The sequence below is a fragment of the Streptomyces mashuensis genome (assembly GCF_014654785.1).
Taxonomy (GTDB): Bacteria; Actinomycetota; Actinomycetes; order Streptomycetales; family Streptomycetaceae; genus Streptomyces; species Streptomyces mashuensis.
In genome coordinates, this window is the sequence record NZ_BNBD01000006.1 from 71,540 (window position 1) to 84,537 (window position 12,998).

Genomic DNA, 12,998 nt, shown 5'->3' on the forward strand with positions numbered 1-12,998 from the left:
AGTACCTGGTGGGAGCGGGGGGATCAGTGTCGCTCGGGCTTGGCGCTGCGCGCCATCAGCTCCTTGAGGGCCACCTTGGGCGACTTGCCCTCGTGCACGATGCCGACGACGGTCTCGGTGATCGGCATGTCGACATGGTGACGCCGGGCCAGATCGAGCACCGACTGGCAGGACTTGACGCCCTCGGCGGTCTGCCTGGTGACGGCGATGGTCTCCTCGAGGCTCATGCCGCGGCCGAGGTTGGTGCCGAAGGTGTGGTTGCGGGAGAGCGGCGAGGAGCAGGTGGCGACGAGGTCGCCCATGCCGGCCAGGCCGGCGAAGGTGTGCGCGTCGGCGCCCATGGCGAGGCCGAGGCGGGTGGTCTCGGCCAGGCCGCGGGTGATGAGGGACGCCTTGGCGTTGTCGCCGAGGCCCATGCCGTCGGCGATGCCGACGGCGAGCGCGATGACGTTCTTCACGGCGCCGCCCAGTTCGCAGCCGACGACGTCGGTGTTGGTGTAGGGGCGGAAGTAGGCGGTGTGGCAGGCGGCCTGGAGGCGCTTGGCGACGTCCTCGTCGCGGCAGGCGACGACGGCGGCGGCGGGCTGCCGGGCGGCGATCTCGCGGGCGAGGTTGGGGCCGGTGAGGACGGCGACGCGGTCCGCGGTGACCCCGGCGACCTCCTCGACGACCTCGCTCATGCGCTTGGCCGTGCCCAGTTCGACGCCCTTCATCAGGGAGACGAGGACGGTGCCGGGCGCCAGCAGCGGGGTCCAGGCGGTGAGGTTCTCGCGGAGGGTCTGCGAGGGCACGGCGAGGACGGTGAAGTCGGCGTCGCGGGCGGCCTCGGCGGGGTCGGTGGTGGCCCGTACGGCGGCGGGCAGCTCCACGCCGGGGAGGTAGTCGGGGTTGGTGCGGCCGTTGTTGACGGCGTCGACCAGGGCGGCGCGGCGGCCCCACATGGTCACCTCGCAGCCGGCGTCGGCCAGCACCATCGCGAAGGCGGTGCCCCACGAGCCGGTGCCGAAGACGGCGCAGCGGGTCATGCGCGCTCCTCCCCTGCCTTGCGGCGGGCGGCGGAGCGGGCCGCCGCGGCCTTGCGCGGGTTGTAGGGCTCGGCGGGCGCCGGTTCGCCGCGCAGTTCGGCCAGCAGTCCGGTGATGTCGGCCATGATCTTGTCGGTGACCTCGCGCAGCACCTCGGCGGTGGGCTCGCGGTCGTAGTAGGCGGACAGGTCGACGGGCGGGCCGGCCAGCACCTTGAGGGTCTTGCGGGGGAAGAGCCGCAGCTTCTTCTCCTTGGCGTACGGCGGCATGGCCTCGTTGGCGCCCCACTGGGCGACGGGGATGACGGGGGCGCGGGTGAGGAGCGCGACGCGGGCGGCGCCCGTCTTGCCCTCCATGGGCCACATGTCCGGGTCGCGGGTGAGGGTGCCCTCGGGGTAGAAGGCCACGCACTCGCCGCGGTTGACGGCGTCGACGGCGGCCCGGAAGGCGGTCGCGGCGTCGGCGGACTCCCGGTAGACGGGGATCTGGCCCGTGCCGCGGAGCACGGCGCCGACGAAGCTGCCCTTGAAGAGGCCGGCCTTGGCGAGGAAGCGGGGGACCCGCCCGGTGTTGTACTGGTAATGGGCGTACGACAACGGGTCGAGATACGAGTTGTGGTTGACGGCGGTGATGAATCCGCCGTCGGCCGGAATGTGCTCCATTCCCCGCCAGTCCCGCTTGAACAGAACCACGAGCGGCGGTTTGGCCAACACCGCTGCGAAGCGGTACCAGAAGCCGATTCTGCGGCGGGACACTCGGACACCCTTCTGTTGGGACCTGGAAGCTACGGGCCTGCTGCTCACCCGGGGGCCGGACAAGTGTCGCCCCAGGTACCCGGTCTGTCGAGAACACCGTAACCCCGCGCTCCGGTGACGGACGCGGCGGCGGGTGACAATGGGGCGACGCGAGGAGGGAGCGGACGTGGTCTGGACGCTGGTGGTGCCCGTCAAGCCGCTGACCTTGGCCAAGAGCCGTCTGGTGCGGGGAGCGGCCCACCTTCCGGGCCCGGCGCTGGCCCTCGCGTTCGCCGCCGACACCGTGGCAGCGGCCCTGGCCTGCGGCCCGGTCGCCGATGTGGCGGTCGTCACGGGCGATCCCCGGGCGGGGGCCGCGCTGGCGGCGCTGGGCGCCCGTGTGGTGCCCGAGCCGCCGGGCGGCGGCGGGCTGAACGCGGCCCTGGCGCACGGCGCCCGTACGGTACGGGAACGGCGCCCCGGACACGGCGTGGCCACCCTCAACGCGGACCTGCCGGCGCTCCGCCCGGCGGAACTCGGCCGGGTGCTCGATTTCGCCGCGCAATTCCCCCGCGCATTTCTCGCGGACGCCGCCGGAATCGGTACGACCCTGCTGGCGGCGGCACCCGGAACGGAATTGGCGCCGGCGTTCGAGGGCCGTTCGCGCGCCCGGCACGCGGCGTCCGGGGCGCACGAGATACCCCTGCCGGACGTGGAATCGGTACGCCGGGACGTGGACACCGAGGCGGACCTGCGGGCGGCCGTGGCGCTGGGCGTGGGGCCGCGCACGGCGGCGCTCACCGGCGGCCTGGCGCTCTCCGGGCCGGCGGCGGGCTAGGGGGTGTCCGGTGGGTCGGTGCGCGCACCCCGTCGTCTGGTGCGGTGCATCGCAAGGCGGAGCGTCGCCCTCGTACCGGGCGTACTCGGGTGATGCGACAACACAGCGAGGTGCCGTGCCAGGCGGCGGGGTGCGTGTGCCGACCCATCGGACACCCCCTAGGCTGACTGCCCATGCAGGCCACCGCGTACACCTTCGACCCCGACACCCGCTCCGGCAGCGTGCTGCTGGACGACGGCACGCCCGTGCCCTTCGGCGCGGAGGCGTTCGACGCGGGCGGACTGCGGCTGCTGCGGCCCGGTCAGCGGGTGCGCATCGAGTTCGCGGAGGACGCCGCGGAGGGTGCGGGGGGCGCGGAGCGACCGCCGGCCGAGCGCCGGGTGGTGCTGGTGACGCTCCAGACGTTCTGACACGAGATGTTCTGAGACACGACCGCGGGCCGGGCTCCCCCGGAGGAGCCCGGCCCGGCGCGTCGTTCCGCTGGCCGTCGTGACGGCGCCGCCGCCCCTACTTCTTGCGGGCGGTGGTCTTCTTGGCGGTGGTCTTGCGCGCGGTGGTCTTGGCCGGGGCCTTCTTCGCCGGCGCGGTCTTCTTCGCGGCCGTCGTCTTCTTGGCCGGCGCCGCCTTCTTCGCCGTGGTCTTCTTGGCCGGGGCCGCCTTCTTCGCCGTCGTCTTCTTCGCGGCGGCCGGCGTGGCCTTCTTCGCCGTCGTCTTCTTCGCCGCGGCGGCGGTGGTCTTCTTCGCCGTGGTCTTCTTCGCGGCGGTGGTCTTCGCGGCGGTGGTCTTCTTCGCGGGCGCCGCCTTCTTCGCCGTGGCCGCCTTCTTGGCGGTGGCCTTCTTGGCCGCGGCCTTGGTGGTGGCCTTGCCACCGGTGAGGCTGCCCTTGGGCGCCTTCTTGACGGAGACCTCGCCCAGCTTCGGCAGCTTCTTGGTGCCGCTCACCAGGTCCTTGAAGCCCTGACCCGCGCGGAAACGGGGCACCGAGGTCTTCTTGACCCGCACCCGCTCACCGGTCTGCGGGTTGCGGGCGTAGCGGGCCGGCCGGTCGACCTTCTCGAACGAGCCGAAACCGGTGACCGAGACCCGGTCGCCGGAGACGACGGCACGGACGATGGCGTCCAGGACCGCGTCGACCGCGTCCGCGGCCTGCTGCCGGCCGCCGAGCTTGTCGGCAATCGCTTCAACGAGCTGCGCCTTGTTCACGTCTTCCCCTTCGGAGACATTGGCTGGAATGCTCTCCAGCTTTTTCGCACGTTAGGCAGATATATACCGCAAATCAAACACGAAACGGTCTAATCACCCTTGTGCCGCAACGAACTCGGCCCATCACGGAGTTCCGTAGGAGTCGGGCTCTTGGGGGAAACGGCCCTCGTCGAGGTCGTTCATCAGCCGGTTCAGGCGCCTTGACGCGCCCGACAGATCGTGCTTCGCCGATGCCGTAATGGCCAGCAGCTGCCTGGACAGCGCCATCCGTACGGCCTCCGGGACTTGCAGTGTGCGCACCCTTGCGTGCGCTTCCTTCAGTTGGTCGGCGACGAGCCGGTAAAGCTCGAGTTGGCTGTCGCGTTCCATGCACCGATTGTGCCATCTGAGGCGAGTTGTCGCTTCACGGGGCCTCAACAACACGATGCGCCCCCGGTCCGCGGACAGGGGGCGCATCATGCCAAACGCTGGGTGAGCAGCGAAAATCCGGGGCGTCCGGAGCCGGGGCGAAGCCGTCCGACACTGGGCCAAACGATACGCAATCGACGCCGGAACGAGCCCGGAACCGGCCTCAGACGGTGGGCCGGACCTCCCGGGTGGAGGGCTTGTGGGAGGGTCGTACGGCCTCGAAGGCGGCGATGTCCGCCTCGTGCCGGAGCGTCAGCCCGATGTCGTCGAGCCCCTCCAGGAGTCGCCACCGGGCGTTCTCGTCAAGCTCGAATCCGGCCGAGATTCCGCCGGCCGACACCCGGCGCTCCACCAGGTCGACGGTCACCTCGACCGAGGGGTCGTTCTCGGTCAGCTCCCACAGCCGTTCCACGGTCTCCTGCGGCAGGACGACGGTGAGCAGACCGTTCTTCAGCGAGTTGCCGCGGAAGATGTCGGCGAAGCGGGAGGAGACGACGGCCTTGAAGCCGTAGTTCTGCAGCGCCCAGACGGCGTGCTCGCGGGAGGAGCCGGTGCCGAAGTCGGGGCCGGCCAGCAGGACGGTGGCGCCGGCCCGCTCCGGGCGGTTCAGCACGAACTCGGGGTCCTTGCGCCACGCCTCGAAGAGGCCGTCCTCGAAACCGTCGCGCGTGACCTTCTTCAGCCAGTGCGCAGGGATGATCTGGTCGGTGTCGACGTTGCTGCGGCGCAGCGGCACGGCCCGGCCGGTGTGCGTGGTGAAAGCTTCCATCTCGGTCAGACCTCCAGGGGGGTACGGGCGCCGGCACCGTGCGCGGCGGCGAGGTCGGCGGGCGAGCCCAGCCGGCCCAGGACGGCGGTGGCGGCGGCGACCTGCGGCGAGACCAGGTGGGTACGGCCACCCTTGCCCTGCCGGCCCTCGAAGTTGCGGTTGGAGGTGGACGCGGAGCGCTCGCCCGGCGCCAGTTGGTCCGGGTTCATGCCCAGGCACATGGAGCAGCCGGCGTGCCGCCACTCGGCACCGGCCGCGGTGAACACCTTGTCCAGCCCCTCGGCGACGGCCTGGAGGCCCACGCGCACCGAGCCGGGGACCACCAGCATGCGGACGCCGTCGGCGACCTTCCGTCCCGCCAGCACGCCGGCGGCGGCGCGCAGGTCCTCGATGCGGCCGTTGGTGCAGGAGCCCACGAAGACGGTGTCCACGCGCACCTCCTTGAGCGGCTGACCTGGCGTCAGCCCCATGTACTCCAGCGCCCTTTCCGCGGCGAGCCGCTCGGACGGGTCGGCGAAGGAGGCGGGGTCCGGGACGGCCTCGGACAGGGGTGCGCCCTGGCCCGGGTTGGTGCCCCAGGTGACGAACGGGGCGAGCTTCGAGGCGTCGATGACGACCTCGCGGTCGAAGACGGCGTCGTCGTCGGTGCGCAGGGTCCGCCAGTAGGCGACGGCCTCGTCCCAGTCGGCGCCCTGGGGGGCGTGCGGGCGGTCCTTGAGGTACGCGAACGTGGTCTCGTCGGGCGCGATCATCCCGGCGCGGGCGCCCGCCTCGATGGACATGTTGCACACGGTCATCCGGGCCTCCATCGAGAGCTTCTCGACGGCCGGGCCGCGGTACTCGATGACGTGACCCTGGCCGCCGCCGGTGCCGATCTCGGCGATGACGGCGAGGATCAGGTCCTTGGCGGTGACGCCCTCGGGGAGCTCGCCCTCGACGGTGACGGCCATGGTGCGGAAGGGCGCGAGCGGCAGGGTCTGGGTGGCCAGCACATGCTCCACCTGGCTGGTGCCGATGCCGAAGGCCAGCGCGCCGAAGGCGCCGTGGGTGGAGGTGTGGCTGTCGCCGCACACCACGGTGGTGCCGGGCTGGGTGAGGCCCAGCTGCGGTCCCACGACGTGGACGACGCCCTGCTCGACGTCGCCCAGCGGGTGCAGCCGGACGCCGAACTCGGCGCAGTTGCGGCGCAGGGTCTCCAGCTGGGTGCGGGAGACGGGGTCGGCGATCGGTTTGTCGATGTCGAGGGTGGGGGTGTTGTGGTCCTCGGTGGCGATGGTCAGGTCCGTGCGGCGGACCGTGCGGCCGGCCTTGCGGAGGCCGTCGAAGGCCTGCGGGCTGGTGACCTCGTGGAGCAGGTGCAGATCGATGAAGAGGAGGTCGGGCTCGCCCTCGGCGCGCCGGACGACGTGGTCGTCCCAGACCTTCTCCGCGAGTGTCCTTCCCATCGCTGTCCCTTCGGGGGTGGGGTGCCGTGGATGCCGTGGATCCAGAGTGGCGCGTCTCGCGGATTCGTGAACTTGCGTTTCATACTCTGAGACGCGAGTATCGTTGCATGGACATCACGGGTGGCGCCTCGAGTGGCGTGGGGGTTCTCGACAAGGCGGCTCTGGTGCTGAGCGCACTGGAGTCCGGTCCGGCGACGCTGGCCGGGCTGGTCACGGCGACGGGGCTGGCACGGCCGACGGCCCACCGGCTGGCGGTGGCCCTGGAACACCACCGGATGGTGGCGCGGGACATGCAGGGCCGCTTCATCCTCGGCCCGCGGCTGAGCGAGCTGGCCGCGGCGGCCGGCGAGGACCGGCTCCTGGCCTCGGCGGGCCCCGTGCTCACGCACCTGCGGGACGTCACGGGCGAGAGCGCGCAGCTGTACCGGCGCCAGGGCGACATGCGGATCTGTGTGGCGGCGGCGGAGCGGCTGTCCGGCCTGCGGGACACCGTGCCGGTGGGCTCGACGCTGCCGATGAAGGCCGGGTCGGCCGCGCAGGTCCTCATGGCCTGGGAGGAGCCGGAGCGCCTGCACCGCGGCCTCCAGGGCGCCCGCTTCACGGCGACGGCGCTCTCCGGCGTACGGCGCCGGGGCTGGGCCCAGTCCATCGGCGAGCGCGAGCCGGGCGTGGCCTCGGTCTCCGCCCCGGTCCGCGGCCCCTCCAACCGCGTCGTCGCAGCCGTCTCCGTCTCGGGCCCCATCGAACGCCTCACCCGCCACCCGGGCCGCATGCACGCCCAGGCGGTCCTCGACGCCGCAGTCCGCCTCACGGAATCCTTGCGCCGCAACGGCTCGTAAGAGCACGCCCCCCGGGCCGGGGCCTGGCCGCGGCCACGCGGAGCCTCCCCCACCGCCCGACCGCGGCCCACACGGGGCTCCCCCACAGCAGCCCGGGGCGGGCCCCGACCGCAGCCCGGTGACCGGGCACGCTCGACGCTGCCGCGCACCCCCACCCCGCCGCGACGGCGAACAGCCACGGCGGCGCAGACCGGCGGTGCCGAACCCGCCTCAAGGCCGTGGCCACACCTCCGGTCGCCGTCGCGGCGGGAAGAAGTACCCGGCAAGCCCGGGCCCCTCAGAGGCGTTCTGCGTCGTGGGGGTCCGGGATGTGGAGCGTGAGGCGGGTGAGGGGGCCCTGGGTGCGGATGTCCAGGGAGTCCGTGAGGGTGCGGGCCAGCCAGAGGCCGTCTTCGGGGGCCGCTTCGCGGCCCGGGGGGCGGAAGCCGGCGAAGGCATGGACCGGGCGGGAGCCGGCGCAGAGCAGCTCGTAGACCAGGGCGCCCGGCTCCTCCCAGGCCCGGAGGGCCACGCGGACGTCCCCCGGCGCCAGCAGATAGCCCGCGGCCTCGCAGACCGCGAGCACGGCGAGGGCCAGCCGCTCACCGGCCAGGCCGGCCGCCGCGGCGCGGTCGCGGGCGAAGGCCCGCAGGACCGGCACCCGGGCCGTGGGGCCGCACCGGGCGGCCCCCGGCGGTGCCGGGGCGCGCGGCAGCGGCACGCCGGCCACGTACGCCCCGGGGTCGGCGTACGCCGAGCACGGGATCAGCCGCTCCCCGTCCACCCGCGCCGGGTGCGTCGCGCACGCGGCCCGCACCACGTCGTCCGGTGTGCTCCGCGTGTCGTACGGGCAGATCATCCACACCGGCAGTCCGGAGAGCACCACGTTCAGCCCGGATTCCATGCGTTTCCACTCCGCGACCTGGCGTGCGGACTTCCCGTTCCACACGGGTTCGGCGATCATGCGGACGCGGCGGCCGGGCCGCGCCCGCCGGTCGTGGTAGCGGAGGAACGCCGAAACCCGTTCGACGGGCCGGCGCCCGAAGTACGCGGTCTCGGCGGTGTCCAGCGCGTGCGCCCTCTCCCCCAGGGCCCGGCGCAGCAGGTCGATGTTGGCGGGCGTGGTGGCCGCCAGGACCGGTTCGCCGGCCGTGAGGCCGTCCCGGACGAAAGGGACGGCCATCGCCAGGAACTCCGCGTCCGTGCCGTACAGGCACGCGTGGTGAACGAAGCCGGTGCCGTCAGGCATGCGCGGCCCCCAGCCGCAGCCCCGGCGTGCGGTCCCAGCCGACGAGGGTGATGACCTGCCGGAGGTGGGCCGGCATCCCGGCGAGCTCGACGGTGCAGTGCCGGGCCGCGCGGGCGCGCGCGAACGTCATGAGCAGCCGCACCCCGCCGAGGTCGAGGAACTCCAGCCGCGACAGCTCCAGGCACACGTCCCCGCGCACGGCGGCGACGGACCGCAGGGCGTCGCGCAGGTGCCGGTAGGCGCCCGCGTCGACCACGCCCTCGATGCGCAGCCCCTGCGGCCGGTAGGTGCGGACGACGGTGAGGTCCTCGGTGCGCACCAGTGGATCGGCTTCGACGCTGCGCGCGTGCGCGGAGGCGAACGCGGCCAGCGCGGCCGGCTCGCAGCACCGGGTGTCGTACTGGCACAGGGCCAGCGCCCCGGCCCCGGCGAACTCCTCGGCGAGCATCGCCTCGTACCGCAGCAGCCGGGCCACTCCCAGCGCGCCGAGGACGCGCGGCCCGCGCCCGTCGGGCAGGGCCGCGCACGGCTCGCCGGCCACGCGCAGCGCCCGGTAGCCCTCCTCGCGGGAGCGGCGGGCCGCGGTGCGCAGCCGGCGCAGCAGGGCGAGGGTTTCCAAGTGGCCGCGGCCGGAGACGAATTCGGCGAGGCGGACGACTTCGACGCGGCCGGCGGGGCCGGCGGGCAGGCCGGGGAGCCGGCAGGCGTCGAGCAGGGCGTCGGGTCCGGCGGGGCCGCGTCCCCCGCTGAGGTACAGGATCTTGTCCTCGGCGGCCAGGCCCCCGCGGACGAAGTCCCGCAGGGTGGAGGCCCGCTCCTCGTCCGACTCGAACAGCAGGCACGCGTGGTCGCCGGGCTGGAGATCGCCGACGTGGACCCGCTGGCGCACGCCGTGGGGATGGACCATGCCGGGGATTATCCCGCCGTACCGCAGGTCGTGGAAGGACGCACGAAAAAATGCCCCTCGCGGACGCGAAAGGCATTTTTTCCTTCTGTACCCCCGACCGGATTCGAACCGGCGCTACCGCCTTGAGAGGGCGGCGTGCTAGGCCGCTACACAACGGGGGCCTGCTTTTCTTGCTGGTGCAGACTCAAAAAGCAATCTGCGCTGGGCTACCAGGACTCGAACCTAGACTAAATGAACCAGAATCACTCGTGCTGCCAATTACACCATAGCCCATGGTGGTTTTTAAACCAGTACCCCCGACCGGATTCGAACCGGCGCTACCGCCTTGAGAGGGCGGCGTGCTAGGCCGCTACACAACGGGGGCCCTAGCGATTCCCTTGCGAGAATCAGTACCCCCGACCGGATTCGAACCGGCGCTACCGCCTTGAGAGGGCGGCGTGCTAGGCCGCTACACAACGGGGGCTCGCACTGTTTTGCGCTTTCGCGCTGGTCACTACTTTATCAGTAGTTTCCGCAGAGAATTTCACCGAGCATTTCGCGAGAATTTCTCTTGCTGGGGTACCAGGACTCGAACCTAGACTAAGTGAACCAGAATCACTCGTGCTGCCAATTACACCATACCCCACCGGAACTCCATCCCCCGGAGGGGTTCTTCGTTCCGCCGGCGCCTCCCGCCCGGCCTCTCGGCCCTCTCGGGCGGCGCAGGAAGAACATTACCCGAAGGTGGACCGCGCACCAAAATCGATAACCCGCGGCCCCGCCGGCGGGTGCACGAAGGGCCCGGCAGCCACGGCTGCCGGGCCCTTCACGCTGGGACGACGGGTACGACGCGCCCGTCAGCCCGCCAGCCTGGCCAGGGCGGCGTCCACGCGCGCCAGGGTGCGCTCGCGGCCCAGGGCCTCCAGGGACTCGAACAGCGGCAGGCCGACCGTACGGCCGGTGACGGCCACCCGGACGGGCGCCTGTGCCTTGCCGAGCTTCAGGCCGTGCTCCTCGCCGGCGGCCACCACGGCGGCCTTGAGCGCGTCGGCGTTCCACTCGGCCTCGGCGAGCTTGGCGCGCGCGGTGCGCAGCAGCGCGTCCGAGCCCTCCTTCATGGCCTTCTGCCAGGACGCCTCGTCCTCCACGGGCTCGTCGAGGAAGAGGAAGTCCACGTTGGCCGTGATGTCGGAGAGCACCGTGAGACGGGTCTGCGCGTGCGGGGCGATGGCCTCGAACTGCGCCTGGTCGAACTTCTCCGGCGCCCAGGGGGCGAACGGCGCCTTCAGCCAGGGCGCGCAGGCGTCCATGAACGCCTTCACGTCGAGCCGGCGGATGTGCTCGGCGTTGAGGGCCTCGGCCTTCTTCAGGTCGAAGCGCGCCGGGTTGGCGTTGACGTCCTTGATGTCGAAGGCCGCCACCAGCTCCTCGACGGTGAAGATGTCGCGGTCGGCGGAGAGGGACCAGCCGAGCAGCGACAGGTAGTTCAGCAGGCCCTCGCGGAGGAAGCCGCGCTCCCGGTACAGGTTGAGGGAGGACTCGGGGTTCCGCTTGGAGAGCTTCTTGTTGCCCTCGCCCATGACGTACGGCAGGTGGCCGAACTCGGGGAGGGTGCCGCTGCCCACGCCGATCTCCGCCAGCGCGCGGTAGAGCGCGATCTGGCGCGGCGTGGAGGAGAGCAGGTCCTCGCCGCGCAGCACATGGGTGATGCCCATGAGCGCGTCGTCGACGGGGTTGACCAGCGTGTAGAGCGGGGCGCCGTTGGCGCGGACGATGCCGTAGTCCGGCACGTTCTCCGGGGTGAAGGTGAGCTCGCCGCGGACCAGGTCGGTGAAGGTGATGGGCTCGTCCGGCATGCGGAAGCGGACGATGGGCTCGCGGCCCTCGCGCTCGTACTGCTCCTTCTGCTCGGCGGTCACCTCGCGGCACTTGCCGTCGTAGCCGGAGGGCCGGCCGGCGGCGCGGGCGGCCTCGCGGCGCTCGTCGAGCTCCTCGGTGGTGCAGTAGCAGCGGTAGGCGTGCCCGGACTCCAGCAGCTTGGCCGCGACGTCCCGGTAGATGTCCATGCGCTGCGACTGGCGGTAGGGCTCGTGGGGGCCGCCGACCTCGGGGCCCTCGTCCCAGTCGAGGCCGAGCCAGTTCATGGCGTCGAGGAGCTGCTCGTACGACTCCTCGGAGTCGCGGGCGGCGTCGGTGTCCTCGATGCGGAAGACCATGGTGCCGCCGTGGTGGCGGGCGAACGCCCAGTTGAAGAGGGCGGTCCGGACCATGCCCACGTGGGGGTTGCCGGTCGGGGAGGGACAGAAACGTACGCGGACGGTCGCGTTAGCCACGCTTGATCACCTTGTTGGTGAGAGTGCCGATGCCTTCGATGGTGACGGCGACCTCGTCGCCGACGTTGAGGGGCCCGACCCCGGCCGGGGTGCCCGTGAGGACGACGTCGCCGGGGAGCAGCGTCATGGCCTCGGTGATGTGGACGATCAGGTCCTCGACGGAGCGCTGCATGTCGCTGGTGCGGCCGAGCTGGCGCTGCTGCCCGTTGACCGTGCACATGATGCCGAGGTCGGACGGGTCGAGTTCGGTCTCGATCCAGGGGCCCAGCGGGCAGGAGGTGTCGAAGCCCTTGGCCCGCGTCCACTGCTTCTCGCGGCGCTGGACGTCGCGCGCGGTGATGTCGTTGGCGCAGGTGTAGCCGAGGATCACGTCCTTGACGCGCTCGCGCGGGACCTCGCGGCACATGCGGCCGATGACCACGGCCAGCTCGGCCTCGTGGTGGACCTCGGAGGAGAAGGACGGGTACGCGACGGGGTCGCCGGGGCCGGTGACGGCGGTGGAGGGCTTGAGGAAGAGGAGAGGTTCCCCGGGAACCTCGTTGCCCAGCTCCGCGGCGTGCTCGGCGTAGTTGCGGCCGACCGCGACGACCTTGCTGGGGAGGACGGGCGGCAGCAGCCGCACCTTGTCCAGCGGGACCTTCTGCCCGGAGCGCTCGAACTCGGCGAACGGGTGTCCCTTGATGATGTCGAGGACGGGGCCGCCTTCGGTGGCGGCGTCCCCCTCGACCACACCGAATCCGACGTTTCCGTCGATGGAGAACCTGGCGATGCGCACGGGAGCCGTTGCCCCTTTGTCTGTATTGGCCGGAGTCTGACGTCTCAGGCTATCGCGGGGGCCGGTCCGGGGCCCGTGCGCCGCCGGTGGCGGAAGGGGAAGCCGGGAGGGACGGCGGCAGGGGAGCCGTCAGCCCTGGGGCTGCGAGGCCTGCGGCGCGACCATGAGGACGGTGCGGCGCGGGTTGGCGGTGGAGACGGGCAGCTCGACGGCGTGCTGGGGGAGGTCGGCCTCCGGCATCCGCAGCGACTCGGCGTCCTTCAGGTGCGCGAGCGTGGTGCGGCGCGGGTTGGCGATCTTCCGGGACGTCATCGTCGTCTTCACTGGTGGTGCCTCGCGTGGGTCGGGGGACTGGTGCAAAGAACAAGGCTAGGCGCGCCTTTCCCCCGGCGCTCGGTGGACGAGTCACGCTTTTGCTGTGAGTTTGCTCACCAGTGAAGTGATAATTACGGCATACCGGGCGCCCGATTCCGGGGGCCGAAACGGACATTGCGGTGCTGAATCACCCGTTCCGC

General features: G+C 72.0%; 14 protein-coding genes and 5 tRNA genes. 3 read left to right on the forward strand and 16 right to left on the reverse strand.

The features are described from left to right. Positions 1–23 precede the first annotated feature (23 nt). On the reverse strand, positions 24–1,025 hold the full coding sequence (locus IE305_RS16775; protein ID WP_190130418.1) for an NAD(P)H-dependent glycerol-3-phosphate dehydrogenase: 1,002 nt from the start codon (positions 1,023–1,025) through the stop codon (positions 24–26). Beyond that, complete coding sequence (locus tag IE305_RS16780) at positions 1,022–1,780, reverse strand: lysophospholipid acyltransferase family protein (protein ID WP_190130419.1); 759 nt, start codon at positions 1,778–1,780, stop codon at positions 1,022–1,024. Before IE305_RS16780 ends, IE305_RS16775 begins: the two co-directional genes overlap by 4 nt. Before the next feature lie 166 nt (positions 1,781–1,946). Between IE305_RS16780 and cofC the strand changes: the two genes are divergently transcribed. Together cofC and IE305_RS16790 are read left to right on the forward strand one after the other, a co-directional pair. Continuing rightward, positions 1,947–2,597, forward strand: a complete 651-nt coding sequence (gene cofC, locus IE305_RS16785; protein ID WP_190130420.1) for a 2-phospho-L-lactate guanylyltransferase — start codon at positions 1,947–1,949, stop codon at positions 2,595–2,597. Between the two features lie 173 nt (positions 2,598–2,770). Beyond that, positions 2,771–3,007, forward strand: a complete 237-nt coding sequence (locus tag IE305_RS16790) for a hypothetical protein (protein ID WP_190130421.1) — start codon at positions 2,771–2,773, stop codon at positions 3,005–3,007. Positions 3,008–3,104: 97 nt separating this feature from the next. Here the strand turns inward: IE305_RS16790 and IE305_RS16795 are convergent, their stop codons facing one another. The 4 genes from IE305_RS16795 to leuC form a co-directional block, all read right to left on the reverse strand. Further along, positions 3,105–3,800, reverse strand: a complete 696-nt coding sequence (locus IE305_RS16795; RefSeq protein WP_190130422.1) for an HU family DNA-binding protein — start codon at positions 3,798–3,800, stop codon at positions 3,105–3,107. A gap of 123 nt (positions 3,801–3,923) precedes the next feature. Further along, entirely contained in the window at positions 3,924–4,169 is a 246-nt protein-coding gene (locus IE305_RS16800) for an SCO5555 family protein (protein ID WP_190130423.1), read from the reverse strand. Between the two features lie 202 nt (positions 4,170–4,371). Next, positions 4,372–4,977: a 3-isopropylmalate dehydratase small subunit gene (gene leuD, locus IE305_RS16805; RefSeq protein ID WP_190130424.1), complete on the reverse strand. Its 606-nt coding sequence runs from the start codon at positions 4,975–4,977 to the stop codon at positions 4,372–4,374. A gap of 5 nt (positions 4,978–4,982) precedes the next feature. Next, entirely contained in the window at positions 4,983–6,422 is a 1,440-nt protein-coding gene (leuC, locus tag IE305_RS16810) for a 3-isopropylmalate dehydratase large subunit (protein ID WP_190130425.1), read from the reverse strand. Positions 6,423–6,529: 107 nt separating this feature from the next. Between leuC and ndgR the strand changes: the two genes are divergently transcribed. Then, positions 6,530–7,261, forward strand: a complete 732-nt coding sequence (gene ndgR, locus IE305_RS16815; protein WP_190130426.1) for an IclR family transcriptional regulator NdgR — start codon at positions 6,530–6,532, stop codon at positions 7,259–7,261. Between the two features lie 277 nt (positions 7,262–7,538). On the opposite strand, the gene IE305_RS16820 is transcribed toward ndgR, so the two are convergent. The 10 genes from IE305_RS16820 to IE305_RS16865 form a co-directional block, all read right to left on the reverse strand. Further along, positions 7,539–8,489: an anti-sigma factor RsbA family regulatory protein gene (locus IE305_RS16820; RefSeq protein WP_190130427.1), complete on the reverse strand. Its 951-nt coding sequence runs from the start codon at positions 8,487–8,489 to the stop codon at positions 7,539–7,541. After that, a complete protein-coding gene (locus tag IE305_RS16825; protein ID WP_190130428.1) occupies positions 8,482–9,396 on the reverse strand; it encodes an MEDS domain-containing protein in 915 nt (304 codons plus the stop codon). The genes IE305_RS16820 and IE305_RS16825 overlap by 8 nt, the downstream gene beginning before the upstream one ends. 88 nt (positions 9,397–9,484) lie before the next feature. Beyond that, a tRNA-Glu gene (locus IE305_RS16830) sits at positions 9,485–9,557 on the reverse strand. A gap of 40 nt (positions 9,558–9,597) precedes the next feature. Then, positions 9,598–9,669: transfer RNA gene (locus tag IE305_RS16835), tRNA-Gln, on the reverse strand. A gap of 18 nt (positions 9,670–9,687) precedes the next feature. Beyond that, a tRNA-Glu gene (locus IE305_RS16840) sits at positions 9,688–9,760 on the reverse strand. Between the two features lie 26 nt (positions 9,761–9,786). Further along, a tRNA-Glu gene (locus IE305_RS16845) sits at positions 9,787–9,859 on the reverse strand. A gap of 90 nt (positions 9,860–9,949) precedes the next feature. Next, positions 9,950–10,021 (reverse strand) — tRNA-Gln (locus tag IE305_RS16850). Positions 10,022–10,232: 211 nt separating this feature from the next. Then, positions 10,233–11,708, reverse strand: a complete 1,476-nt coding sequence (gltX, locus tag IE305_RS16855) for a glutamate--tRNA ligase (RefSeq protein ID WP_190130429.1) — start codon at positions 11,706–11,708, stop codon at positions 10,233–10,235. Next, positions 11,701–12,483, reverse strand: coding sequence for a fumarylacetoacetate hydrolase family protein (locus IE305_RS16860; RefSeq protein WP_190130430.1), 783 nt, complete (start codon positions 12,481–12,483; stop codon positions 11,701–11,703). The genes gltX and IE305_RS16860 overlap by 8 nt, the downstream gene beginning before the upstream one ends. Before the next feature lie 129 nt (positions 12,484–12,612). Next, positions 12,613–12,807: a hypothetical protein gene (locus IE305_RS16865; RefSeq protein ID WP_190130690.1), complete on the reverse strand. Its 195-nt coding sequence runs from the start codon at positions 12,805–12,807 to the stop codon at positions 12,613–12,615. Between the last annotated feature and the right edge of the window lie 191 nt (positions 12,808–12,998).